The following is a 25737-nucleotide window of genomic DNA, read 5'->3' on the forward strand; positions in this document are numbered from 1 at the left end:
CGCGCTTTATTTTTCTTTGCCGAACAGGCCGGCCGGACGAATCAGCAGCACGATCACCATGATCACGAACACGACCGTGGACGAGGCTTCCGGATAGAACACCTTGGTGAGCCCCTCGATCACCCCGAGGCCGAGGCCGGTGAGGATGGCGCCCATGATCGAGCCCATGCCGCCGATCACCACCACTGCGAACACCACGATGATGAGGTTCTGCCCCATCAGCGGCGAGACCTGGATCACCGGCGCCGCGAGCACGCCTGCAAACGCAGCGAGCGCGCAGCCGAAGGCGTAGGTCAGCGTGATCATCAGTGGCACGTTGACGCCGAACGCCTCGACGAGACGCGGGTTCTCGGTGCCGGCCCGCAGGTAGGCACCCAGCCTTGTTTTCTCGATCACGTACCAGGTCGCGAGGCAGACCACGAGGGAGGCAAGCACGACCCACGCGCGGTAGTCGGGCAACACCATGAAGCCGAGATCGGTCGTGTCGGCCAGCAAGTCGGGCTTCTCATAGGCCAGGCCCGACACGCCATACACCGACCGGAACACGCCCTCGATCAGCAGCGTGAGACCGAGCGTGAGCAGCAGGCCGTAGAGATGGTCGAGCTTGTAGATCCAGCGCAGCAGCAGCCGCTCGATCAGGATGCCGAAAGCGCCGACGATGATCGGCGCGGCCAGCAGCATGATCCAGTAGTTGACGCCCAAGAACTCCATCGCCATCCAGGTGAGGATGGCGCCCAGCATGAACAGCGCACCGTGCGCGAAATTGATGACGTTGAGCAGCCCGAAGATCACCGCCAGCCCGAGGCTCAGGATGGCGTAGAACGAGCCGTTGACCAGCCCCAGCAGGAGCTGGCTCAACAGGGCCGGCATCGATATGTTCATGTGGTTTGGAGCGCGCGGATCAGGTCGGTCGGAGAACGGTCACTTCCAGATGGCGCACTTCGATTCGGCCTTCGTCGTGAAGACGTCGTCGCCCTTGAGCTTCTGCACCAGCTTGTAGTAGTCCCACGGCTGCTTCGACTCGGCTGGCGACTTGACCTGCATCAGGTACATGTCGTGCACGAAGCGGCCATCGGCGCGGATCGTGCCCTTGGCATAAAAATCGTCGATCGGCGTCTTCTTGAGCTGGTCCATCACCTTGTCGGCGTCAGTCGTCTTCGCGGCCTGCAGCGCCTTCAGGTAGGTCATCGTGGCCGAGTAGTCCGCCGCCTGAATGTCGGTCGGCATGCGCTTGGTCTTCTCGAAGAAGCGCTTGCCGAACTCGCGCGACTTGTCGTCGAGGTTCCAGTCCCAGCTCGTCGTGACCAAAAGGCCTTCGGAGTTCTTCAGTCCGAGGCTGTGCACGTCCGTCACGAACACCAGCAGGCCGACCATCTTCATGGTCTTGGTGATGCCGAATTCCTTGGCCGCCTTGATGGCGTTCTGCGTGTCGCCGCCGGCGTTGGCCAAGGCCAGCACCTGCGCCTTCGAGTTCTGCGCCTGCAACAGGAACGACGAGAAGTCCGAGGTGTTGAGCGGATGCTTGACCGAGCCCACCACCGTGCCGCCCTTGTCCTTCACGACCTTGGTGGCGTCGGCTTCGAGCGCCTGGCCGAAGGCGTAGTCAGCCGTCAGGAAGAACCAGTTCTTGTCGCCACGCGCAATGACGGCAGTGCCCGTGCCCTTGGCCAGAGCGACGGTGTCGTAGGCGTAGTGCACGGTGTAGGGGGTGCACTGCTCATTGGTGAGTGCCGAGCTCCCGGCGCCGTTCACGATGAACACCCGCTTCTTTTCCTGCGCGACCTTGGCCATCGCGAGTGCCGTGCCCGAGCTGGTGCCGCCGAACAGCATCGTCAGGCCCTGCGTGTCGATCCATTCGCGCGATTTCGACGCGGCGATGTCGGCCTTGTTCTGGTGGTCTGCCGTCAGCAGTTCGATCGGCATGCCATTGACCTTGCCGCCGAAGTCGTCGATGGCCATCTGAATGGCGGTCGCGCCGTTCTTGCCTTCCACGTCGGCGTACAGGCTCGACATGTCGGTGATGAAGCCGATCTTGACCTTTTCCTGCGCCTGCGCGGCGCCGGAGGCAAGTGCGATGGCAACGGAGACGGCGGAGAGTGCGAGAGCTTTTTTCATGATCGGTTCCTTGTTTCCGGGATGCGCGTTGAGATTGGTTTCGGTTGGGGCGATGAAGACGTTCGAAGAACCATCAGACACCGAGCAGTTCGTTGAGCACCGGCATCTTTGCCTCGAGTTCCTTCGCGCTGAAGGCTTCCACCATGCGGCCGTGCTCCATCACATAGAACCGGTCGGCGAGCGGTGCGGCAAAACGGAAGTTCTGTTCCACCATGACGATGGTGTAGCCCTTGGCGCGCAGCATGACGATCATGCGGGCCAGCGCCTGCACGATCACGGGCGCCAGGCCTTCGGAAATCTCGTCGAGCAGCAGCAGCTTCGCGCCAGTGCGCAGGATGCGCGCGACCGCCAGCATCTGCTGCTCGCCGCCTGACAGCCGCGTGCCCTGGCTGTTGCGACGTTCGGCCAGGTTGGGAAACATCGCGTAGATCTCGTCGACCGGCATGCCCTTTTCGGCGCCCTTGAGCACCGGCGGCAGCATGAGGTTTTCTTCCGCCGAGAGGCTCGCGAAGATGCCGCGCTCTTCCGGGCAATAGCCGATTCCCAGATGCGCGATCTTGTGCGTTGCGAGACCCACGGTCTCGGTGCCGTTCACCTTGATGCTGCCCTTGCGGCTGCCGGTCAGGCCGAGCACCGCACGCATCGTCGTGGTGCGCCCTGCCCCATTGCGGCCCAGCAGCGTGACGACCTCGCCGGGCTGCACCACCATGTCCACGCCATGCAGCACATGCGACTCGCCGTACCAGGCGTGAAGGCCGCTGATCTCGAGTGCGGGGACTGCCATCAGTGCGCTCCCTGCAGTTGGCCGTCGGTCGTGCCCATATAGGCCTCCATGACCAGCGGATTCTTCGAGACCTCGGTGTACGGGCCCTCCGCCAGCACCGCGCCGCGCTGCAGCACCGTGATGGTGTCGGCAATCGTGGAGACCACGCTCATGTTGTGCTCCACCATCAGGATGGTGCGGCCAGCCGACACGCGCTTGATGAGATCGGCCACGCGATGCACGTCTTCGTGCCCCATGCCTTGAGTGGGTTCGTCGAGCAGCATCAGTTCGGGCTCCATCGCGAGCGTGGTGGCGATCTCGAGTGCGCGCTTGCGGCCATAAGGCAGGTTCACGGTCAACTCGCCAGCCAGGTCTTCGAGTCCGACTTCGGCCAGCAGTTCGCGTGCCCGCGCTTCGAGCGGCTTCAGCGACTTCTCGCTTTTCCAGAAGTGATACGACGTGCCGAGCGAACGCTGCAGGCCGAGGCGCACGTTCTCCAGCAAGGTGAGGTGCGGGAACACGGCCGATATCTGGAACGAACGGATGATGCCGCGGCGCGCGATCTGTGCGGGGCGCTCCTGCGTGATGTCCTGCCCGTTGAAAAGAATGGTGCCGGAGGTCGGCTCGAGGAACTTGGTGAGCAGGTTGAAGCAGGTGGTCTTGCCCGCGCCGTTGGGACCGATCAGCGCATGGATCGCGCCGCGCTTCACCGCAAGGTCGACCTTGCTGACGGCGGTGAAGCCCTTGAATTCCTTGGTGAGCTGGCGCGTTTCGAGAATGATGTCGCTCATCTCGCGCGGTCGCCCTGTTGCTGGCAGGAAGTTTCGGTCATGCGGTCCATCTGTGCGCGCCACTATCGAGCGCGCACGGATGTTAGGCGCGGGCCAAGACCCTTCCTACTGGGGCAAATGCCTATGCTGCAGTGCAACGGGCGCGCACATTCGCGCCCCCATGTAAGCGAGGCGTCAGTGTGCGCCCGCCGCCGCGTCTCCAGCACCCGCTCCGCTACGTTGCGGACGTGCAAGCCATACCAGTGGAATCAGCAAGATGAACAACACCGCCGAGCCGAAGAACAAGTCGTTGGCCGCGAGCATGGAAGCCTGCTGGTCGACGATCCGGTTGATCTGCCCGAGCACCTGGTCCATGCCGAACCCGCTGCTGCCGAGGCCCGAGATCACGCTGCCGGCCGCCGCATTGCCGGTGTTGACCGATTCCACCAGTTGCGCATGATGCAGCGCCGCGCGGTTCTCCCAGAAGGTGGTCGCAATCGACGTGCCCATGGCGCCCGCGGTGATGCGCAGGAAGTTCGACAAGCCCGATGCCGCCGGAATGCGGTCGGGTGTCAGGCCCGACAGAGTGATCGTGACGAGCGGAATGAAGAAGAACGCCATGGCCACGCCCTGGACGATCGTCGGGATCATGATGGTCCAGAAATCAGCTTGCGTGTTGAAGTGCGAACGCATCCACAGCACCAGCGCAAACACCAGGAAAGAAAAGGTCGCGTAGCGGCGCGGATCCACCTTCGCCACCGTCAGGCCGACGACGGGCGAGAAGAAGATGGCCAGCAAGCCCACCGGCGCCATGATCATCCCCGCCTGCGTCGCCGTATAGCCCATGTACTGCTGCAGCCACAGCGGCAGGATCACGACATTGCCGAAGAACAGGCCATAGGCCACCGCGGTCGCGAACGCCCCTGACCAGAAGTTGCGGCGCGCGAACAGCGAGAGGTCCACCACCGGATGCTTGTCGGTCAGCTCCCAGACCAGGAAGAAGGCAAACGCCACCACCGCCACAACTGCCAGCGTGACGATCACGGCGGAGTGGAACCAGTCGAGTTCCTTGCCCTTGTCGAGCATGAGCTGCAGCGAGCCGACCCACAGCACCAGCAGCGCCAGCCCGATGCCGTCGATCGGCACCTTGTGCGTCGCACTGTCGCGCTTGCGGTAGAGCGTCCAGGTGATGGCCGCGGCCACGACGCCGACGGGAATGTTGATGTAGAAGATCCACGGCCACGAGATGTTGTCCGTGATCCAGCCGCCCAGCAGCGGCCCCATCACGGGCGCGACCAGCGTGGTCATCGACCACATCGCCATCGCCAATCCGGCCTTGGCGCGCGGATAGCTCGACAGCAGCAAGGTCTGCGAGAGCGGAATCATCGGCCCGGCAACAAAGCCCTGCATGGCGCGGAACAGGATCAGCGTCGTCATGTTGGGCGCAATGCCGCACATGAACGACGTGATCATGAACAGGATGACGCTGGCCATGAACAGGCGCACCTGCCCGAAGCGTTGCGTCATGAAGCCTGTCAACGGAACTGCGATGGCATTGGCCACCGCAAAGCTGGTGATGACCCAGGTGCCCTGCGTCGAGCTGACGCCAAGGTCACCCGAGATGGCCGGCAGCGACACGTTCGCAATCGACGTGTCGAGCACGTTCATGAACGTCGCTGCCGACAGTGCGATGGTGCCCCAGACGCGCGCGGCTCCTTCGAGCGGGGCGTGGGCCACTTGGGCGGGCGCGGCGGTGGCCATGCAGGCGCTGGCTTGCCGATCAGCCGCGTTGCGACGACATGGCCATCGCGGCGGCCGAGTGTGGGCCGCTGGCCTGCGGCGGCGTGGCCGAAGCGCCTGGCGCAGTGGCCGGCGCAGCAGGCGCCGCGGGGCGCTTGCCGGCAACGGGTGCGACGCCACCGAGGTTGGCTGCGATGATGCTGTTCACCACGGCGTCCGCGCCGTCGTTGAGCGTGCTGTAGACGGCCGTCTCGCTGAGGGCGGCAGCGCGCGGCGCATCGGCCAGCATCTTGCCGTCCTTCTTCGACACGTCGATCGAGGCGTCCATCGACAGGCCAACGCGCAGCGGGTTGGCCTTGAGCTGCTCCGGTTGCAGCGTGATGCGCACGGGCACGCGCTGCACCACCTTGATCCAGTTGCCGGTCGCGTTCTGCGCGGGCAGCAGCGCAAAGGCGGCCCCGGTACCGACGCCGAGCCCGGCGACGCTGCCGTCGTACTCCACCTTCTTGCCGTACAGGTCGGCTGTCAGCTTGACCGGCTGGCCCAGGCGGATGTTGCGCAGTTGCACTTCCTTGAAGTTGGCATCGACCCACACCTGGTTCAAAGGGACGATCGACATCATCGGCGTGCCGGCAGCCACCCGCTGGCCGAGTTGCACGGTGCGCTTCGCGACATACCCGTCGACGGGCGCAGGCATGGCGACGCGCTGCGTGGCGAGGTAGGCCTCGCGCACCTTGGCGGCGGCGGCGAGCACGGCGGGGTGCTTTTCGATGCTGGTGCCTTCGGTCAGCGACTGGTTGCTTACCAGTTGCTCGCGGGCCGAAGCCACGTTGGCCTGCGCAGCCGCCAATTGGCTCTTGGCAACCGACAGTGCGGTTTCGGAGTGGCTCAGTTCTTCCTTCGACACCGCGCCATTGCCGGTGAGCGCCTGGCGGCGCTTCAGGTCCTCCTGCGCACGGGCAATGTCGCTTTCGGCGCGAACGATGTCGGCCTGGCGCAGCGTGACTTGCGCAGCGAGCGAACCATTGTTGGCGTAGAGGGTGCGCACCTGGCGCACGGCCTGGGCCAGTGCTGCCTCGGCCTGGTCGAGCGCGACCTTGGCATCGGCCGGGTCGAGCTGCACCAGCGGTTGGCCGGCCTTGACGAAGTCGGTGTCGTCGGCGCTGATGGCCATCACGGTACCGCTGATTTGCGGCGTGATCTGGATCACGTTGCCCTGAACGTAGGCGTTGTCCGTGTCCTCGTAGTGGCTGGCCACCAGCCACTCGTACAGGCCCCAGCTGCCGCCGGCCAGGATCACCGTCGCTGCGAGCGCGGTGAGTGCACGACGACGCTTGCCGTTGGGTGCGGGGGTGGCTTCAGGCTCTGCGGCTGCGGCTGCGGCGCTGGTGTTGGCGGTATCGGTCATGTTATCGGGCTCTCTGAAGGGGTGGCAACAGGGTCACTTGATCTGGGGGGGCGGCAAGCGCGGCGGTGCTGGTCTCTTCGCTCGGCTGCCAGCCGCCGCCGAGGGCTCGGGCCAGCCCGACCTGCGCGTCGAGCGCACGGGCCGCAAGGTCGACGCCTTGCCTGCGTTGCAGCAGCACAGTCGTCTCGGCCGACAGCACGTCGAGGAAGTTGCCAAGGCCGGCGCCATAGCGCTGCGTCGCGATGTCGTAGGCACTTTCGGCGGCGTCCTGCGCTTCGCGCTGCTGGGTCTGCTGGCGCGCAACCGACTGCACCGACGTCACGGAGTCCGCCACATCGCGAACCGCATCCAGCACGGTGGTGTTGTAGCTTTCGATGGCGGCGTCGAGGTCGGCCGATTTGCCGCGCAAATTGGCGCGCAGCTTGCCGCCTTCGAAGATCGGCAGGCGGATGGCCGGTCCAACGCCCCACTGCTGGCTGCTCGTCCTCAACAGCTTGTCATAACCGATCGACTGGAAGCCGGCGAAGGCGACGAGGTTGACGTTCGGATAGAACTGAGACTTCGCGTTCTTCACGTCCTGCGTCGCCGCTTCGACGCGCCAGCGTGCCGCCGCGATGTCCGCACGGCGGCCCAGCAGGTCGGCCGGCAGCACCGGTTGCAAGGCGATGTTCTTGATGTTGCCGAGTTCGGGCGACGTGAGCGTCGCGGTGATATTGGGCTTGCCGACGAGTGCGTCGAGTGCATGTTGCGCAATGGCGATCTGCTCGTTGATCGATTCGATCTGCTGCCGCGCCTCGGGAATGCCGCTTTCGCTCTGGCGCAACTGCAGGCGCGTGTCCAGGCCGGCCGACACGCGGTCGCGGACCAGGCGCAAGGTTTCCTCGCGCTGGGCGAGTGTGCGCCTGGCCACGGTCAGCTGGTCGTCCAGGCGGGCCCATTGCAGGTAGCCGCGCGCCACGTTGGTGGTCAACAGCACGCGGGCGGCGTCGGCGTCGGCCGCGGCTGCGTTGGCCGTGCCGATGGCGGCATTCAGGGCCGAACGGTTCTTGCCGAAGAAGTCGATCTCCCAGCTTCCGTTGAGCTGCAAGGTACCGGTTTCCTGGATCGAGCCACCCAGCGGCGGGGGGTAGATGTAGTTGTTGCTGAACTCCTGCCGCATCATGTCGAGCGAGGCATTGAGTTGCGGCTTGTCGGCAGCACCGGCGATGTCGGCCGAAGCTCGCGCACGCGCGAGACGCGCCTGCGCCACTTGAAGGCTCGGATTGCCCTGCAAGGCCTGGTCGATCAGCGCGTTCAACTGGTTGTCGCCAAAGGCCAGCCACCATTGGCCGGCAACCTGCACGTCAGGCGTGCTCGCTGCGGGAAGCTCGAGCGCCGCTGCATCGCGCAACTGCGCGCTGCTCGCCACCTTGCCCATGTCAGCGCAGCCGGCCAGCACCAGGGCCAGCGCTGCAGCGGCAACGGCGGTGCCACGGCGTACCGTCTTCGCGGTAAACAATTCAGGAAGCAGAAGAGTCATTCTTTTCTCCACGGGCCGACAGGGCCTGTGCGTTGTCGAGGATGCGGCGCAGGAAGTTCTTGAGCTGCGCCCACTCCTCTGCAGTAAAGCCGGCAAGGTGCTCGTTCTGCACGCGGCTCAGCACGTAAGGGACTTTCTCTGCGGCGGTGCGGCCTTCGTCGGTCAGTTCGATGTTGACCACACGGCGATCCGCCACCGAACGCACGCGGCGGCAAAGGCCCTTGGCTTCGAGGCGGTCGAGCAGGCGCGTCATGGCGCCGTTGTCGAGCTGGCATTCCCGGGCCAGTTCAGCCACCGTGGTGGCCTGGCCCATGTGCAATTTATGCAAGGGCACCCACTGCGGATAGGTCGGGCTGCCGGGCTCGCACATATTGAGTTCGACCGACTGGCCGACCGCCGTCATGATCCGGCGCATCAGGTAGCCAATGCTCTCCTCCGACCGGTAGTTCTCGGCCGAGTAGAAGTTGGGCACCGCGCCGCCCGATCCAGGAGGGGCCTGGTCGTCTGCCGGGGAAATGTCGCGCACTGTCATATCCCAAATATTAGTTGCCTCGGCAATTATTGTCAAGGCGACCTTTGTTCCGGCAGGGATAGTTACAATCGTCGCATGGCTGCTACCACTGCGTCTTCTCCCGCGAAGGGCTCCCCCCAATCGCTGTCCGGCCTGAGGCCGTTTCTGCGCCCCTACAAACTTCAGATTACGCTGGCCGCGCTGTTCCTGGTGATGGCCGCGATGACCACCCTGCTCTTTCCAATGGCATTGCGCAGCCTGATCGACGGCGGCCTGGTGTCGACCGACAAGGGCGCGCAGACGATGGCCCTGCGCGACCATTTCCTGGCGCTGTTTGGCGTGGCCGTGGCGCTCGGCCTGTTTTCGGCCGCGCGTTTCTACACCGTGAGCTGGCTCGGCGAACGCGTCACGGCCGACCTGCGCAACGCGGTCTATTCCCATGTGCTGCGCCAAAGCCCCGCCTTCTTCGAGACCACCCAGACCGGCGAAGTGCTGTCACGCCTGACTGCAGACACCACGCTCGTGCAAACCGTGGTCGGCTCGTCGCTGAGCATGGGCCTGCGCAACGCAGTGATGGGCATCGGCGCACTGGCAATGCTGGTGTGGACCAACCCCTACGTGATGTTCCAGGTGCTGCTGATCCTGGTGCTGGTGGTGTTGCCGAGCATGTGGTTCGGGCGCCGCGTGCGCAAGCTCTCGCGTGCCAGCCAGGACCGCGTGGCGGACTCCAGCGCCATCGCCGCAGAGGTGCTCAACGCGATCCCGGTGGTTCAAAGCTACACCGCCGAGCCGCGCGAGGCCGCACGCTTCAACACGTCCACGCAGCACGCCTTCCACACAGCCGTGCGGCGCACCAAGGCGCGCTCGGTTCTGGTCGCCTTCATCATCATCGCCACCTCGGCCGCATTGCTGTGGGGCCTGTACCAGGGCACGCAGGCCGTGCTGCGCGGCGACATCACCGCTGGCCACCTCGGGCAGACGGTGGTCTATGTGATCATCCTGGCGAGTGCCGCCGCCGTGCTCGGGGAGGTGTATGGCGACCTGCTGCGCGCCGCGGGCGCCACCGAGCGCCTGATGGAACTGCTGCATGCCAAATCCGCCATCGTCTCGCCGGCGGATCCGGCCGAGACACCCGTTCCGGCGGCGGGCAGCGCCATCCGCCTCGACGCCATCACCTTCCACTATCCCTCGCGCCCGCAAGTGCCGGCGCTGCGCGACTTCAGCCTGCAGGTGGCGCCTGGGGAAACGGTGGCGCTCGTCGGCTCCAGCGGCGCCGGCAAGAGCACGGTGTTCCAACTGTTGCTGCGTTACTACGACCCGCAATCGGGACGCATCCTGCTGGACGGATGCCCTGTTACCGAACTCTCGCTCGACCAACTGCGCCACCGCATCGGCCTGGTACCTCAAGATGCCGTGATCTTCTCGACCAGCGCCATGGAAAACATACGCTATGGCAGGCCGGAAGCCAACGAAGCCGAGGTCTACGCGGCGGCGCGCGCCGCCTTCGCCGACGACTTTCTGCGCGCCCTGCCCCAGGGCTACGACACCTTCCTGGGCGAACGCGGCGTGCGCCTGTCGGGCGGTCAGCGCCAACGCATCGCCATCGCGCGCGCCATCCTCAAGAACCCGCCTCTGCTGCTGCTCGACGAAGCCACCAGCGCGCTCGACGCCGAAAGCGAACGAATGGTGCAGGCCGCACTGGAGTCGGCGATGGAAGGCCGGACCACCCTGGTAATTGCGCACCGCCTTGCCACCGTGCAAAAGGCGAACCGCATCATCGTGCTGGACCATGGCGGCATCGTGGAACAAGGAACGCACGCGACGCTGGTGGCGCAAGGCGGCGTCTACGCGCGGCTGGCGGCGCTGCAGTTCGCGAGTTGAAGGGGTTGCCGGGTTGCCGGGTAGTCGGGTTGTCGCTCGGCCGATCTGCGGCCGGCAATCGGACGCAACCGGAACGCAACCGGACTACTGCAGCGTTTCCTTGAGTGCGGCCGGCACCGCGATCTGCATCACGGCAATGCCCTCTTCCGCCAGCGCCTCGGCTTGTTCGCGCGTTGCCTGGCCACGGATGCCGCGTTCGGCCGCTTCGCCATAGTGCATCTTGCGCGCCTCGTCGGTAAAGCGGTCGCCGACGTCCTCGGTCCGGGCCATTATTTCTCGCACCGCATGCATCCAGCGAGCGTCGGGCGAAGCGTCTGCGGGCAGATTGGGAGCAGCCGTGGCTTCCGATGACGGCTGGACCGCACCCAGGTTGAGCCGCGGTGCGCTCAGGAGTTTGGTGATGCGGGTGTCGCTGCAGACCGGGCATTCGACAAGCCCGCCCGCGAGTTGCGTTTCAAACGCCTCATTGGACGCAAACCAGCCTTCGAAACCGTGGCCGTGCGCGCATTGGAGGTTAAGGACCTTCATGCGCCGATTATCAGGCCGGGCCCATGGCGCCTGCAGGTTGCCAGTCGAGTGACCACGCCCCCGACAGCACGTTCTGCAGCCACAGCGTGCAGGTCTGCGTCTTCGCGTCGGTGACGGTGCCGTCGCGGCACCAGCCCATCAGTTCTTCCGGCGTTGCGCTGATCACGTCGAGAAACTCGCCGTGATCGAGGTTGCGCGTGCCAAGTTCGAGACCGCGCGCAAAGTACAGGTGGATGATTTCGGTCGAATACGCGACCGCGAGGTGCATCGCGCCCGCATGCGCCCACTCGCGCGCGCGATAACCCGTTTCCTCGAGCAACTCGCGCTGGCCGCAAAACAGCGGATCTTCGCCCGCGTCGAGCTTGCCGGCCGGAAACTCGGTCATGACATGTCCGATCGGGTAGCGGAATTGCCGCTCCAGCACCACGCGCCCGTCGTCCAGCAATGGAATCACGACCACCGCCCCGGGATGCACCACGTATTCGCGCGTGGCGCTGTGCCCGTCCGGCAGGCGCACGGTGTCGCGCTTGGCGACCAGGAACTTGCCCTCGAACAGCATTTCGCTGTCGGTGGCGACTTCTTTCAGGTGGGAATCAGGCATGGCCGGTTTTTCGGTGTTTGAGCAAGTAGCGCCAGGTAAAGCCGGGGAACGCCAGCACCAGGAACAATGCCCCCGTTATCGCGTAGAACTCCCAACCCTGCGGCGCGATTTGCCCGACGCGTCGTTCGAACAGCAACCCGACGCCAATGGCCAGGAAATACAGGACGACCAGTTCCGCCAGGCGCGTGGCAATCGACTTGCGCCCGCCCGGCAACGGCACCACCGACAACAAGCGCTCGTTGATGAAGGGAAGGTTGGCCGCAATCAGCGCGACCAACAGGACCAGCCAGACCGATGCCGCCTGCGACACGCGGGTCAGGTGGCCAGCGTGGCCACGATGGCCTTCGCGCATAGCGTCATGAGTCCGCCAGGCAGGATGCCCAGGATCAGGATCAACGCGCCGTTGAGCGACAGCACCGTGCGCACATCGAAAGGCGCCGACACCGTCGTGGCCGTCACCGGTGCATCGAAGTACATGACCTTGACCACGCGCAGGTAATAGAACGAGCCCACCAGCGACATCATCACCGCGAACACCGCAATGCCGATGTAGATCGACTCGCCCGAGGCAATCAGCGCCTGCAACACCGCGAATTTGGCGTCGAAGCCGACCAGCGGCGGCAGCCCTGCCAGCGAGAACATCGCAATCGCCATCACGCCGGCATACAGCGGGCTGCGCTGGTTGAGACCTGCGAAATCGACGATCTCTTCGCTCTCGAAGCCCTCGCGCGCCAGCAGCAGAATGATGCCGAAGCTGGCCAGCGTCGTCAGCACATAGCTGATGATGTAGAACATCGATGCGCTGTACGCGTACTGGGCGTTGTAGGTATTGCCGTTGGCCACGCCGGCCACCAGGCCGAGCAACATGAAGCCCATCTGCGAGATCGTCGAGAAGGCCAGCATGCGCTTGAGGTTGCTCTGCGCAATCGCGGCCAGGTTGCCGACCACAAGCGAGGCCACGGCCAGCAGGGCCAGCATCTGCTGCCAGTCGATGGCAAGCGGCAACAGGCCTTCGACCAACAGGCGGATGATGATCGCGAAAGCAGCCAGTTCGGGCGCGGCACCGATCAACAGCGTCACCGCCGTCGGCGCACCCTGGTAGACGTCGGGCACCCACATGTGGAACGGTGCGGCGCCGACCTTGAAGGCCAGGCCCGAGACGATGAACACCAGGCCGAACACCAGCACCTGGTGATCCACCTTGCGGCTCGCAATGGCCTTGTAGACCTCGTTGATGTCGAGCGAACCGGTGGCGCCGTACATCATCGACATGCCGTACAGCAGGAAGCCGCTGGCCATGGCGCCGAGCACGAAATACTTCATCGCTGCCTCGCTTGCCACTGCGTTGTCGCGGCGCAGCGCCACCAGCGCATAGCTCGAAAGCGTCAGCAATTCAAGACCGAGGTAGATCATCAGGAAGTTGCTGCCCGACATCATCACGAAGATGCCCAGCAACGCGAACATGCTGATGGTGAACATCTCACCGCCGCGCAACATGCCGCGATCCGCCGCATACGGGCGGCCATAGACCAGCGTCACCATGAGCGCGATCGTCGCGAAGCACTTCAGCCAGTTGCCCATCGGGTCGCTCACGACCAGGCCGCCAAAGGCGTAGGACGTAGCGCCGCCAGCAGCGTTGAGCCCGGTCAGCAAGGCCACGACGGCCAACGTCAGCGACGTCAGCAGATAGGTGCGCGAGCGGCGCGGGCTCGTATCGGACAGGTCGACCAGGCAAATGATGCAGGCCATCGCCAACAACACGACCTCGGGGTAGATCGGCGCCAGCCAGCTGAGTTTTTCAATCATCTCGTTTTCTTCCTCAGCGGGTTCAGGGCAGCTTCGACACGGCGACGTGGCGCAGCAATTCACCCACCGAAGCGTTCATCACGTCGGTAAAGGGCTTCGGAGCCACGCCCATCCACAGGACGGCAATGGCCAGCAGCGAAAGCATCAGGAACTCGCGCGCGTTGATGTCCGACAGCTCCTTGACGTGATCGTTGCTGGGCTCGCCGAGGTAGACGCGCTTGTACATCCAGAGCGTGTAGGCCGCGCCGAAGATCAAAGCGGTGGCCGCAGCAAAGCCGAGCCAGAAGTTGGCCTTGACCGCGCCAAGGATCACCATCCACTCGCCGACGAACCCGGCCGTTGCCGGCAGGCCGCAATTGGCCATCGCGAACAGCAGCGCGAAAGCCGCGAACTTGGGCATGGTGTTGACCACGCCGCCGTAGTCGGCAATCTGGCGCGAATGCACGCGGTCGTACAGCACGCCGATGCAAAGGAACATCGCGGCAGACACGAAGCCATGCGAGATCATCTGCACGATACCGCCCGACACGCCCAGGTCGCTGAAGATAAAGAAGCCGAGCGTCACGAAGCCCATGTGCGCCACCGACGAATAAGCCACCAGCTTCTTCATGTCCTGCTGCACCAACGCCACCAGGCCCACGTAGATCACGGCCACGACCGACAACGCGATGACGAACCAGGCCCACTCGTGCGAAGCGTCAGGTGCGATCGGCAGCGAGAAGCGCAGGAAACCATAGGCGCCGAGCTTCAGCATGATGGCCGCCAGCACGGCCGAGCCGCCGGTGGGCGCCTCGACGTGCACGTCCGGCAACCACGTGTGTACCGGCCACATCGGTACCTTCACAGCGAACGCCGCGAAGAACGCGAAGAACAACAGCGTCTGCGCCGTGCTGCCCAGCTTCAACTGGTGCCAGCCGAGGATGTCGAAACTGCCGCCGGAGGTGTTGTAGAGGTAGATCAACGCAACCAGCGTCAACAGGGAACCGAGGAGCGTGTAGAGGAAGAACTTGAACGCCGCGTAGATCTTGTTCGGACCGCCCCAGACACCGATGATCAGGTACATCGGGATCAGCGTGGCCTCGAAGAACACATAGAACAGGATGCCGTCGAGCGCGCAAAACACGCCAATCATGAAACCCGACAGGATCAGGAACGCCGCCATGTACTGGTTGACGCGCTCCGTGATCGCTTCCCACGCAGAAATCACCACCACCACGGTGATGAAAGCGGTCAGCAACACCAGCCACAACGATATGCCGTCGATGCCCACGTGATAACTCACGTGGAAACGCTCGATCCAGCTCGCCTTCTCGACGAACTGCATCTTGGCAGTCGTGATGTCGAAGCGCGTGTAGAGCGGAATGGTGACCAGGAAACTCGCGATGGAACCGACGAGCGCAACCCAGCGCACCATGCGCACGTGTTCCTCGCGACCGAACGCCAGCAACACGGTGCCGACAACGATCGGCATCCAGATGGCAAGGCTCAACAAACCCATTTTTCTTTTTCTCCAGCCTGCCGGTTAAGGCTTGACCCAGATGAAGTACGTCATCAGGACGAAGACGCCAAGCAGCATCGCAAACGCATAGTGGTAGATGTAGCCGGTTTGCAGCCAGCGCACCGCGGCCGAGATACGGCCCACCAGTTTCCAGGAGCCATTGACGATCGCGCCGTCGATGACTGCCTCGTCGCCGCCCTTCCACAAGCCGACGCCCAGCCCGCGCGTGGCGCGTGCGATGACGTTCTCGTTGAACCAGTCCATGTAGTACTTGTTCTCGAGCAGGGCGTAGATGGGTGCGAACATCCGCTTGATCGCCGCCGGCAATGCCGGGTTGATCATGTACATGTAGTACGACAGGGCCACGCCACCCAGCGCCAACCAGAACGGCAACGCCGTGAAGCCGTGCATGGCCATCGCGACCGGCCCGTGGAAGGCCTCTTCCATTTCCTTCATCGCGTGATGCTTCGTTGCGTCGACGACGATCGCTTCCTTGAAGAACTCGCCGAACAGCATGGGCTCGATCGTCATGAAGCCGATCACCACCGACGGGATCGCCAGCAACACCAGCGGCAGCCAGACTACCCAAGGCGACTCGTGCGGCTTGGCATCGTGGCCATGGTGGTCGTCGTGCCCATGCGCGTCGTGATGATGGTCGTCATGGTGCGCGTCCGGATTCTGGTCGTAGCGCTCCTTCCCGTGAAACACGAGGAAATACATGCGGAACGAATAGAACGCCGTCACGAACACGCCCGCCATCACGGCGAAGTAGGCAAAGCCGGAGCCCCACAGATGGCTCTCGTGGACCGCCTCGATGATGCTGTCCTTCGAATAGAAGCCCGCGAAGAAAGGCGTACCGATCAGCGCCAGCGAACCCAGCAGCGAAGTGATCCAGGTGATCGGCATGTACTTGCGCACGCCACCCATCCAGCGGATGTCCTGGTTGTGGTGCATGCCGATGATCACGGAGCCGGCACCGAGGAACAGCAACGCCTTGAAGAACGCGTGCGTCATCAGGTGGAACACCGCGACTGAATAGGCCGACGCACCCAGCGCCACCGTCATGTACCCAAGTTGCGAAAGAGTCGAGTACGCAACCACGCGCTTGATGTCGTTCTGGACGATGCCCAGGAAGCCCATGAACAGCGCCGTGATCGCACCGATCACCATGACGACACTCAATGCCGTGTCGCTCAGCTCGAACAGCGGCGACATGCGTGCCACCATGAAGATGCCGGCCGTCACCATCGTTGCCGCGTGGATCAGCGCAGAGATGGGCGTCGGGCCTTCCATCGAGTCGGGCAGCCACACATGGAGGGGAAACTGCGCGCTCTTGCCCATCGCGCCGATGAACAGGCAGATGCAAATCACCGTGATCAGCATCCACTCGGTGCCGGGGAAGGTCAGCTTGGCCAGGCTGTCTGCCTTGGCGAATGCCTCTGCGTAGCTCAACGTGCCGGCATAGGCCGCAATGAGGCCAATGCCCAGGATGAAACCGAAGTCACCCACGCGATTGACCAGGAAGGCCTTCAAGTTCGCGAAGATCGCGGTCGGCCGGTTGTACCAGAAGCCGATCAGCAGGTACGACACCAGGCCCACGGCCTCCCAGCCGAAGAACAACTGCAGCATGTTGTTGCTCATGACGAGCATCAACATCGAGAAGGTGAACAGCGAGATGTACGCGAAGAAGCGGTTGTAGCCGTCGTCGTCTTCCATGTAGCCGATCGTGTAGATGTGCACCATCAGCGACACGAAGCTCACGACGCACATCATCATCGCGGTGAGACCGTCGACGAGGAAGCCGATTTCCATCTTCAGGCCGCCGACGACCATCCATTCGTAGATCGTCTGGTTGAACCGGGCCTCGTCGGACACCACGCTCTTGAGCGTCATGGCCGAGATCACGAAGGCGATGAACACGCCTAGGATGGTCAGTGAATGGGTCACCGTGCGGCCGATGCGGTCGCCGGCAAATTTGGTGCCGAACACGCCCGAGACGATGGCGCCGAACAACGGCGCCAATGGCACGACCAGCAATGTGGATGCGGATAGCGTTGCGCTCATGGTGATCTCTTGTTATCCCTTGAGTGCGTTGAGCTCGTCGACGTTGATGTTCGACTTGTTGCGGAACAACAGCACCAGCAGTGCCAGGCCGATGGCCGACTCGGCCGCGGCCACCGTCAGGATGAAGAACACGAACACCTGGCCGTGCATGTCGCCCAGGTAGTGCGAGAAGGCCACGAAGTTCATGTTGACTGCGAGCAGCATCAGTTCGATGCACATCAGCAGCACGATCAGGTTCTTGCGGTTCAGGAAGATGCCGACGACCGACATCGCAAAAAGCATGGCGCCAAGCGACAGGTAATGGGGGAGCGACAGAGTCATGCTTTCTTCTCCGCTGCGGCCGCCGGGGCCGTTTCTGCCGGCGGCGCCGGAGGTTGCGCCGGCTGCGTGGCCGCCATCTTGACCAGCGCCATGCGGTCGCGCGCCTTCACCCGAACCTGGTCATCGACGTGAACGAACTTGGTGTCCTTGCGCGTGCGCAACGTCAAGGCAATCGCCGCGATCATCGCCACAACGAGGATGACCGCGGCGATCTGCACGGGGTACAGGTACTCCGTGTACAGCAGGACGCCCAACGCCTTCGTGTTGGAAACCTGGCTTGCGGCCGACTGCGCCGCGGCCGGCACCTGGCGAAAGCCGCCCATCAGCACGTATGCCATTTCAAGCGCAATGACCACACCGACCACCGCAGCCAACGGGAAGTGCTTCCAGAAGCCCTGTCGCATGGTGTCGATGTTGAGATCGAGCATCATCACGACGAACAGGAACAGCACCATCACGGCGCCAAGGTACACGAGCACCAGCACGATGGCGAGGAACTCGGCCTGCAGCAGCAGCCACACGGCAGACGCCTGCGAGAACGCAAGCATCAGGTACAGGACCGCATGCACGGGGTTGCGCGCGGTGATGACCCGGAAGGCTGCAAACAGCAGCACCACCGAGAACAGATAGAAGAAGCCAGTCTTGACGTCCATGGAGATTTTCTTTGGGGGCGTCTGCCGTTTAGCGGTATTTCGCGTCCGCGGCCTTGCTGGCCGCGATTTCGCTTTCGTAGCGGTCGCCCACGGCCAGCAGCATTTCCTTCGTGAAATACAGGTCGCCGCGCTTTTCGCCGTGGTATTCGAGGATGTGGGTCTCGACGATCGAATCGACCGGGCAGCTTTCTTCGCAGAAACCACAGAAGATGCACTTGGTCAGGTCGATGTCATAGCGCGAGGTGCGGCGCGAACCATCGTCGCGGACCTCCGATTCGATCGTGATTGCGACTGCCGGGCACACGGCTTCGCAGAGCTTGCAAGCGATGCAGCGTTCTTCGCCGTTCTCGTAGCGGCGCAGCGCGTGCAGCCCGCGGAAGCGCGGCGACAACGGCGTTTTTTCTTCCGGGAACTGAACCGTGATCTTGCGCTTGAACGCATATTTTCCGGTCAGGACCATGCCCTTGAACAACTCCGCGAGCATGAAGCTCTTGAAGAAGTCCTTGACCGAAAAGGAGGAGGCAGCAACGGCTGTCATGTTCTTTGTCTCCACTTATTTCCAGATGTTCCAGGGCGTCTGCATCCAGGCCCCGACCACCAGCAGCCACACCAGGGTGACCGGAATGAAGATCTTCCAGCCCAGGCGCATGATCTGGTCATAGCGGAAGCGCGGGAAGGTGCCGCGAATCCAGATGAACAGCGAGACGACGAAGAAGGTCTTCGCGCCCAGCCAGATCCAGCCGGGAATCCAGTCGAGGAAACCGACCGGCGACAGCCAGCCGCCAAGGAACATCAGGGCGGCAAGGATCGAGACCAGCCACATGCTGGCGTACTCGGCCAGGAAGAAGATCGCGAAGCCCATGCCCGAGTACTCGACCATGTGGCCAGCCACGATCTCGGCCTCGCCTTCGACCACGTCGAACGGATGGCGGTTGGTTTCGGCCACGCCGGAGATCACGTAGCAAAGGAAGATCGGCAGCAGCGGCAGCCAGTTCCACGACAGGAAGCCCAGGCCCATGCTCGCGAAGGTGCCCTTGCCTTGCACGGCCACCACGTCGCCCAGGTTGAGGCTGCCCGACACCATGATGACCACGACCAGGCAGAAGCCCATTGCGATTTCGTAGCTGACCATCTGCGCCGATGCACGCAGCGCGCCGAGGAAGGCGTACTTCGAGTTGGATGCCCAGCCCGCGATGATCACGCCGTACACCTCGATGGAAGTGATCGCCATGATCAGCAGCAAGCCCGCATTGACGTTGGCCAGGACGGCTTCAGGACCGAACGGAATCGCCACCCACGCGGCCAGCGCCGGCATGATGGCCATGATCGGGCCGAGGCGGAACAGGCCCTGACTCGCGGCCGAAGGACTGATGACTTCCTTGGTCAGCAGCTTGAGCGCGTCGGCAATGGGCTGCAACAGGCCGAACGGGCCCACCCGATTGGGGCCGAGGCGAACCTGAATGAAGCCCAGGAACTTGCGCTCCCACAGCGTCAGATAAGCCACCGCTCCCAACAGCGGGAGCAGCACGCAGATGATCTTGATGAGCGACCAGATCACAGGCCAGCCACCGCCGACCCACCAACCTGCGGAACTCAATCCGCGGCCAAAACCGTAGATGGTGTCGATCATGCGGAGACTCCGTCTAGCATCGGAGCAGTGCCGCGCACGGCTTGGCCGCGGGCATCTGCTGTCAGCTGAAGCGAAGTCGCGCGTCGCACCAGGCCGTCAAGTTGATAAATGGCAGCGACTGCCGGCAACACGCCGGCACCGTCGGCAGCGGCAGAGAGCTCGACGCCAGCGGGCGCCGCGTTGCTCAGGCGGCCGGCTGGGATGTGTGTCGACGCGGCGTCCTGCGCACCTTGAACATGCGCCAGGACCTCTTGGGAGGACTCGAAGTCGAATCCCTGCAAGCCCAGCATATTGCCCAGCACGCGCAACACCTTCCAGGCAGGACGAGCGCCACCCAGCGGCTTGACCACCGCGTGGAAGCTCTGCACGCGCCCTTCCGCATTCACGAAAGTACCGGGCGTTTCGGTGAAAGGCGCGATCGGCAGCAACACATCGCTGAATGCGAGATTGGCCTTGAACGGACTCAGCGTCACGACCATCTGGGAATGTTCGAGGCCAGCGGGTGCGTTTGCACCGATCGCCGAATCGAATTCGGGCTCATTGTTCAGCAGCAGCACGGCCTTCAGGCCGCCCTTGAGCATCTGGGCCGCGTTCAGGCCGCCATTGCGCGGCGTCGCGCCGACCCATTGCGCACCGACGGTATTGGCCGCTTCGGTGAGGTAGCCGACAGTCGCGCCGGTCTGCTCGCCGATCCATTGCGCGGTGGCCAGCAATTGCGATGCTTGCGGATGGTGCGCAGCGGCATTGCCGAGCAGGATCGCCTTGCGCTCTCCACCCATCAGGGACTTCGCCAGCGTCTTGGCCGCGTCGTCGGCTTCGCCGGCTGCCGGCGCAGAAACGCCCTTCTCTGCTCCGATGGCGGTCGCCAAATTGCCCAGCGCCCTGGCCCAGTCGCTCGAAGGCATGGTCTGCGAACCGGCAATGGACATGGCCCACGCGTCGCGGGAAGCAAGTTCGACACTCGAATTGATCGAATGCACTGCGGCGCCCTTGCGTGCGGCCTGCCGGATGCGCTGTGCGAACAGCGGATGGTCCTTGCGCAGGTTCGATCCGACGACCAGCACGCGCTGCAGTTGCGAAAGCGATGCAATCGACGTGCCGAGCCAGCGGATGCCGCTCGAGGGCGTGAAGTCGGCATTGCGCAGGCGATAGTCGATGTTGTCGCTGCCCAGGCCGCGCACGAGGCTGCTGGCCAGGGCCAGTTCTTCCACTGTGCTGTGCGGGCTCACCAGCGCGCCGATGGCCGAAGCGCCATGGTCGGTCTTGATCTGGCGCAGGCCATTGGCCACGTATTCGAGCGCGGTCTGCCAATCGACGGCCTGCCACTGGCCGCCCTGCTTCAGCATCGGCTGGGTCAGGCGCTCGTCACTGTTGAGGGCTTCATAAGAGAAGCGATCGCGGTCGGCGATCCAGCATTCGTTGACTTCTTCGTTCTCGAGCGGAACGACGCGCATCACTTTGTTGTTCTTGACCTGGACGATAAGGTTCGCGCCGGTCGAGTCGTGCGGGCTGACCGACTTGCGGCGCGACAGCTCCCAGGTGCGGGCGCTGTAGCGGAACGGCTTGCTGGTGAGTGCGCCGACCGGGCAGAGATCGATCATGTTGCCCGAGAGCTCGGAATCGACCGTCTCGCCGAGCACCGTCGTGATCTCGGAGTGTTCGCCGCGATGGATCATGCCCAGTTCCATCACGCCGGCCACTTCCTGGCCGAAGCGGACGCAGCGCGTGCAATGGATGCAGCGGCTCATCTCTTCCATGCTGATCAGCGGGCCCACGTCCTTGTGGAACACGACGCGCTTTTCTTCCTCGTAGCGCGAGCTGGAGCCGCCGTAGCCCACGGCCAGGTCCTGCAACTGGCACTCGCCGCCCTGGTCGCAGATGGGGCAATCCAGCGGGTGATTGATGAGCAGGAACTCCATCACCGACTGCTGCGCCTTGATCGCCTTCTCGCTCTTGGTGCGAACGATCATGCCCTGCGTCACCGGCGTGGCGCAGGCCGGCATCGGCTTGGGCGCCTTCTCGACGTCGACGAGGCACATGCGGCAGTTGGCCGCGATGCTGAGTTTCTTGTGATAGCAGAAGTGCGGGATGTAGGTGCCCGCCTTGTCGGCCGCATGCATGACCATGCTGCCTTCGGTGATCTCCACCTTCTTGCCGTCGATTTCCAGTTCAACCATATGTGTTTCCCGTCCCTCAGGCCTTGGCGGCCGCCTTGGGGACGTAGCCCGGAATGAGCGCCTCGAATTCGTGGCGGAAGTGCTTGATCATGGCGCGCACCGGCATTGCCGCGGCGTCGCCCAATGCACAGATCGTGCGGCCCTGGATGTTGTCGGCCACGGAGTTGAGCAGGTCCATGTCGGTCGCCTTGCCTTGCCCGTTGTGGATGCGGTCGACCACGCGCCAGAGCCAGCCCGTGCCTTCGCGGCACGGCGTGCATTGGCCACAGGATTCGTGCATGTAGAAGTACGACAGGCGCTTGAGGGACTCGACCATCGAGCGGCTGTCGTCCATGACGATCACCGCACCCGAGCCCAGCATCGAACCGGCCTTGGCGATGGAGTCGTAGTCCATCGTGCATTCCATCATGATGGAAGCGGGCAGCACCGGCGACGACGACCCACCGGGGATCACGGCCTTGAGCTGGCGCCCCTTGCGCACGCCGCCGGCGAGTTCGAGCAGCTTGCTGAACGGCGTGCCCATCGGCACTTCGTAGTTGCCGGGCAGCTCGACGTCACCGCTCACCGAATAGATCTTGGTACCGCCATTGTTCGGCTTGCCGCACTCGAGGTACGCCTGGCCACCGTTGTTGATGATCCAGGGCACCGCCGCGAAAGTCTCGGTGTTGTTGATCGTGGTCGGTTTGCCATACATGCCGAAGCTCGCCGGGAACGGCGGCTTGAAGCGCGGCTGTCCCTTCTTGCCTTCGAGCGATTCGAGCAACGCCGTCTCTTCGCCGCAGATGTAGGCGCCAAAGCCATGGGCGGCGTGCAACTGGAAGTTGTAGTTGCTGCCCATGATGCCGTTGCCGAGATAGCCGGCCGCACGCGCCTCTTCCAGCGCCTCTTCGAAACGTTCGTACGTCGCGAATATCTCGCCGTGAATGTAGTTGTAGCCGACGCTGATGCCCATCGCATAGGCAGCGATGGCCATGCCTTCGATCACGATGTGCGGGTTGAACTGCAGGATGTCGCGGTCCTTGCAGGTACCTGGCTCGCCCTCGTCCGAATTGCAGACCAGGTACTTCTGGCCGGGGAACTGGCGGGGCATGAAGCTCCACTTGAGGCCGGTCGGGAAGCCTGCGCCGCCACGGCCACGCAGGCCGGAGCTCTTGACCTCGGCAATGACCTGTTCCGGCGTCATGCCTTCGCTCAGGATCTTGCGCAGTGCCTTGTAGCCGCCGCGCGCCTCGTAATCGGCAATGCGCCAGTTGGTGCCATCGAGGCCCAGATAGATCTGCGGGTCGATGTGGCGATTGTGGAAGCAGGTCTGGACGCCCGTGGCCTGGAACTGCGAGAGGACTTGGTCGGGGGACATCAGTTCGCCTCCCCTGCCGAAGCGGTGCGCAGCCCGTCGATCAGCTGGTCCAGCTTGTCGTTGCTCATGAAGCTGCACATCGTGACGTCGTTCACCAGCATCACCGGCGAGTCGGCGCAGGCGCCGAGGCATTCGCTTTGCTGCAGCGTGAAGAGACCGTCGGTGGTCGTGTCGCCCATCTTGATGCCAAGCTTCTTTTCCAGGTGCACCAGCGCCGTGACACCGTCGCGCAACTGGCACGGCAGGTTGGTGCACACGTTGAGCTTGAACTTGCCCACCGGATGCTGGTTGTACATGTTGTAGAAGGTCGTCACTTCATGCACCGCGATCGGCGGCATGCCGAGGTAGTCGGCAATGACCTTCTCGCTTTCAAGACTCACCCATCCATGCGCCTTCTGCACGATCTGCAGGCACGCCATCACGGCCGATTGCGCCTGGTCGGCGGGGTACTTGGCGACCTCGCGCGCGAACAGCGCGAGCATTGCGTCGTCGATTGCATGCAGGCTAGCGGGAGTGTGCTGGGGATTGCTCATCGATCGATCTCTCCGAACACGATGTCCAGGGTTCCGATCACCGCCACGGTGTCGGCGATCATGTGGCCGCGCGCCATTTCGTCGAGCGCGGCAAGGTGCGCAAAACCGGGTGCGCGAATCTTCAGACGGTATGGCTTGTTGGCGCCGTCGCTCACGAGGTAGATGCCGAACTCGCCCTTCGGATGTTCGACCGCCGCATAGGCCTCGCCTTCCGGCACGTGGAAGCCTTCGGTGAAGAGCTTGAAGTGATGGATCAGCTCTTCCATGTTGGACTTCATGGATTCGCGACTGGGCGCAGCCACCTTGTGGTTGTCGGTGATCACCGGGCCGGGGTTGGCGCGCAGCCAGGCCGAGCACTGCTGGATGATGCGGTTCGACTGCGCCATTTCTTCCATGCGCACCAGGTACCGGTCGAAACAATCGCCCGTCTTGCCCACGGGGATGTCGAAATCCATGCGGTCGTAGACGTCGTAGGGCTGCGTCTTGCGCAGGTCCCAGGCGATGCCCGAGCCGCGCAGCATCGGGCCGGTCAGGCCCAGGCTCAGTGCACGCTCTTGCGTCATCACGCCGATGCCCACAGTGCGCTGCTTCCAGATGCGGTTGTCGCTCAGCAGTGTGTGGTACTCCTCCATGTGCTTCACGAAGCGCTTCGTGAAGTCATCGATGAAGTCCAGCAGCGAACCTTGGCGGTTCTCGTTCATGCGCGCCAGGGCCTTGGCGTTCTTGATCTTGCTGACCGTGTACTGCGGCATGGTGTCCGGCAGGTCACGGTAGACGCCGCCCGGTCGAAAGTAGGCCGCGTGCATACGCGCGCCCGACACGGCCTCGTACATGTCGAACAGGTCTTCGCGCTCGCGGAACGCGTAGATCAGCACCGTGGAGCTGCCGCAATCGTTGGCATGCGAGCCGAGCCACATCAGGTGATTCAGCAGGCGCGTGATCTCGGAGAACATCACGCGGATGTACTGGGCGCGGATCGGCACTTCGAGGCCGAGCAGCTTTTCGATGGCCAGGCAGTAGGCGTGCTCGTTGCACATCATCGACACGTAGTCGAGACGGTCCATGTAGGGCAGCGACTGGATGAAGGTCTTGCCTTCGGCAAGCTTCTCGGTCGCGCGATGCAGCAATCCGATGTGCGGGTCTGCGCGCTGCACGACTTCGCCGTCGAGTTCGAGCACGAGACGCAGCACACCATGCGCGGCGGGGTGCTGCGGACCGAAGTTCAGGGTGTAGTTCTTGATGTCGGCCATATCAGTTCAAGCCGCCGTAGTTTTCTTCGCGGATGATGCGCGGCGTTACTTCACGCGGCTCGATCGTCACGGGCTGGTAGACCACGCGCCGCAGTTCTTCGTCGTAACGCATTTCGACGTGCCCCGACAGGGGGAAGTCCTTGCGGAAGGGGTGGCCGATGAAGCCGTAGTCGGTCAGGATGCGGCGCAGGTCGACGTGGCCATCGAACACGATGCCGTAGAGATCGAAGGCTTCGCGTTCGAACCAGTTGGCCGAGTTCCAGATGTGCATCACGGACGGGAGCACCGGGAAGTCGTCGTCCGGGCAGAACACCTTGACACGCACGCGCTGGTTCAGCGACACCGACAGCAGATGCGACACGGCGCAATAGCGCGGGCCGTCCCACTCCGTATCGCGCCAGGCCGAGTAGTCCATGCCGCAGATATCGATGAGCTGCTCGAACTTGCAGCCGGGGGCAACGCGCAGCGTCTCCATTGCGTCGAGATAGTCGGCAGCCTTCACGACGAGCGTGACCTCACCCAGCGCGACCTTGATGCTGGCGACCTTGTCGCCGAGCGCGGCGGAAATCGTGTCCTTCAGGACTTCGGGAGCAATCGCAAAAGTAGTCATGG

Annotated in this window: 24 protein-coding genes; 1 reads left to right on the forward strand and 23 read right to left on the reverse strand. The window is 63.6% G+C overall.

What is annotated here, in order from left to right; translation table 11 throughout:
* Positions 1-6: 6 nt before the first annotated feature.
* The 8 genes from WKW80_RS10310 to WKW80_RS10345 form a co-directional block, all read right to left on the reverse strand.
* Complete coding sequence (locus tag WKW80_RS10310; RefSeq protein ID WP_340363472.1) at positions 7-882, reverse strand: branched-chain amino acid ABC transporter permease; 876 nt, start codon at positions 880-882, stop codon at positions 7-9.
* A gap of 39 nt (positions 883-921) precedes the next feature.
* A complete protein-coding gene (locus WKW80_RS10315) occupies positions 922-2115 on the reverse strand; it encodes an ABC transporter substrate-binding protein (RefSeq protein WP_340363473.1) in 1194 nt (397 codons plus the stop codon).
* A gap of 73 nt (positions 2116-2188) precedes the next feature.
* Positions 2189-2899: an ABC transporter ATP-binding protein gene (locus WKW80_RS10320; RefSeq protein ID WP_340363474.1), complete on the reverse strand. Its 711-nt coding sequence runs from the start codon at positions 2897-2899 to the stop codon at positions 2189-2191.
* A complete protein-coding gene (locus WKW80_RS10325) occupies positions 2899-3669 on the reverse strand; it encodes an ABC transporter ATP-binding protein (protein WP_340363475.1) in 771 nt (256 codons plus the stop codon). The genes WKW80_RS10320 and WKW80_RS10325 overlap by 1 nt, the downstream gene beginning before the upstream one ends.
* A gap of 174 nt (positions 3670-3843) precedes the next feature.
* A complete protein-coding gene (locus WKW80_RS10330; protein ID WP_340363476.1) occupies positions 3844-5409 on the reverse strand; it encodes a DHA2 family efflux MFS transporter permease subunit in 1566 nt (521 codons plus the stop codon).
* A gap of 19 nt (positions 5410-5428) precedes the next feature.
* A complete protein-coding gene (locus WKW80_RS10335; RefSeq protein WP_340363477.1) occupies positions 5429-6796 on the reverse strand; it encodes an efflux RND transporter periplasmic adaptor subunit in 1368 nt (455 codons plus the stop codon).
* A gap of 1 nt (position 6797) precedes the next feature.
* On the reverse strand, positions 6798-8315 hold the full coding sequence (locus WKW80_RS10340) for an efflux transporter outer membrane subunit (RefSeq protein ID WP_340363478.1): 1518 nt from the start codon (positions 8313-8315) through the stop codon (positions 6798-6800).
* Positions 8296-8847, reverse strand: coding sequence for a MarR family winged helix-turn-helix transcriptional regulator (locus WKW80_RS10345; RefSeq protein ID WP_422822883.1), 552 nt, complete (start codon positions 8845-8847; stop codon positions 8296-8298). Before WKW80_RS10345 ends, WKW80_RS10340 begins: the two co-directional genes overlap by 20 nt.
* A 75-nt stretch (positions 8848-8922) precedes the next feature.
* Here WKW80_RS10345 and WKW80_RS10350 point away from each other — a divergent pair, with 75 nt between their 5' ends.
* Positions 8923-10707 carry an ABC transporter transmembrane domain-containing protein gene (locus tag WKW80_RS10350; protein WP_340363479.1) on the forward strand — a complete coding sequence of 595 codons (1785 nt, stop codon included), beginning with the start codon at positions 8923-8925 and terminating at the stop codon, positions 10705-10707.
* 84 nt (positions 10708-10791) lie between these two features.
* Here the strand turns inward: WKW80_RS10350 and WKW80_RS10355 are convergent, their stop codons facing one another.
* Genes WKW80_RS10355 through WKW80_RS10425 form a run of 15 tightly spaced genes read right to left on the reverse strand, consistent with a single transcriptional unit; the run spans position 10792 to position 25735 of the window.
* Positions 10792-11235 (reverse strand): DUF1178 family protein, encoded by a 444-nt coding sequence (locus WKW80_RS10355; RefSeq protein WP_340363480.1) that lies wholly within the window; start codon positions 11233-11235, stop codon positions 10792-10794.
* A 10-nt stretch (positions 11236-11245) separates the two neighbouring features.
* The gene (locus WKW80_RS10360; protein WP_340363481.1) at positions 11246-11836 is read right to left on the reverse strand and encodes an NUDIX domain-containing protein; all 591 of its coding nucleotides are present in this window, start codon (positions 11834-11836) and stop codon (positions 11246-11248) included.
* Positions 11829-12146 (reverse strand): DUF2818 family protein, encoded by a 318-nt coding sequence (locus WKW80_RS10365; RefSeq protein ID WP_340363523.1) that lies wholly within the window; start codon positions 12144-12146, stop codon positions 11829-11831. The genes WKW80_RS10360 and WKW80_RS10365 overlap by 8 nt, the downstream gene beginning before the upstream one ends.
* Positions 12147-12151: 5 nt before the next feature.
* Positions 12152-13642, reverse strand: a complete 1491-nt coding sequence (gene nuoN, locus WKW80_RS10370) for an NADH-quinone oxidoreductase subunit NuoN (protein ID WP_340363482.1) — start codon at positions 13640-13642, stop codon at positions 12152-12154.
* Positions 13643-13664: 22 nt separating this feature from the next.
* A complete protein-coding gene (locus tag WKW80_RS10375; protein ID WP_340363483.1) occupies positions 13665-15140 on the reverse strand; it encodes an NADH-quinone oxidoreductase subunit M in 1476 nt (491 codons plus the stop codon).
* Between the two features lie 24 nt (positions 15141-15164).
* The gene (gene nuoL, locus WKW80_RS10380) at positions 15165-17204 is read right to left on the reverse strand and encodes an NADH-quinone oxidoreductase subunit L (RefSeq protein ID WP_340363484.1); all 2040 of its coding nucleotides are present in this window, start codon (positions 17202-17204) and stop codon (positions 15165-15167) included.
* Between the two features lie 12 nt (positions 17205-17216).
* The gene (gene nuoK / locus WKW80_RS10385) at positions 17217-17525 is read right to left on the reverse strand and encodes an NADH-quinone oxidoreductase subunit NuoK (protein ID WP_340335504.1); all 309 of its coding nucleotides are present in this window, start codon (positions 17523-17525) and stop codon (positions 17217-17219) included.
* Positions 17522-18178: an NADH-quinone oxidoreductase subunit J gene (locus WKW80_RS10390; RefSeq protein WP_340363485.1), complete on the reverse strand. Its 657-nt coding sequence runs from the start codon at positions 18176-18178 to the stop codon at positions 17522-17524. Before WKW80_RS10390 ends, nuoK begins: the two co-directional genes overlap by 4 nt.
* A 28-nt stretch (positions 18179-18206) precedes the next feature.
* Positions 18207-18716 carry an NADH-quinone oxidoreductase subunit NuoI gene (gene nuoI, locus WKW80_RS10395; RefSeq protein WP_340363486.1) on the reverse strand — a complete coding sequence of 170 codons (510 nt, stop codon included), beginning with the start codon at positions 18714-18716 and terminating at the stop codon, positions 18207-18209.
* Positions 18717-18731: 15 nt separating this feature from the next.
* Positions 18732-19808: an NADH-quinone oxidoreductase subunit NuoH gene (nuoH, locus tag WKW80_RS10400; RefSeq protein ID WP_340363487.1), complete on the reverse strand. Its 1077-nt coding sequence runs from the start codon at positions 19806-19808 to the stop codon at positions 18732-18734.
* On the reverse strand, positions 19805-21985 hold the full coding sequence (gene nuoG / locus WKW80_RS10405; protein ID WP_340363488.1) for an NADH-quinone oxidoreductase subunit NuoG: 2181 nt from the start codon (positions 21983-21985) through the stop codon (positions 19805-19807). The genes nuoH and nuoG overlap by 4 nt, the downstream gene beginning before the upstream one ends.
* Before the next feature lie 16 nt (positions 21986-22001).
* Positions 22002-23342, reverse strand: a complete 1341-nt coding sequence (gene nuoF, locus WKW80_RS10410; RefSeq protein ID WP_340363489.1) for an NADH-quinone oxidoreductase subunit NuoF — start codon at positions 23340-23342, stop codon at positions 22002-22004.
* The gene (gene nuoE, locus WKW80_RS10415; protein ID WP_340363490.1) at positions 23342-23875 is read right to left on the reverse strand and encodes an NADH-quinone oxidoreductase subunit NuoE; all 534 of its coding nucleotides are present in this window, start codon (positions 23873-23875) and stop codon (positions 23342-23344) included. Before nuoE ends, nuoF begins: the two co-directional genes overlap by 1 nt.
* A complete protein-coding gene (locus WKW80_RS10420) occupies positions 23872-25125 on the reverse strand; it encodes an NADH-quinone oxidoreductase subunit D (protein ID WP_340363491.1) in 1254 nt (417 codons plus the stop codon). Before WKW80_RS10420 ends, nuoE begins: the two co-directional genes overlap by 4 nt.
* A 1-nt stretch (position 25126) precedes the next feature.
* On the reverse strand, positions 25127-25735 hold the full coding sequence (locus WKW80_RS10425) for an NADH-quinone oxidoreductase subunit C (protein WP_340363492.1): 609 nt from the start codon (positions 25733-25735) through the stop codon (positions 25127-25129).
* Positions 25736-25737: the final 2 nt, after the last annotated feature.

The organism is Variovorax humicola (assembly GCF_037889915.1).
Classification (GTDB): domain Bacteria; phylum Pseudomonadota; class Gammaproteobacteria; order Burkholderiales; family Burkholderiaceae_C; genus Variovorax; species Variovorax humicola.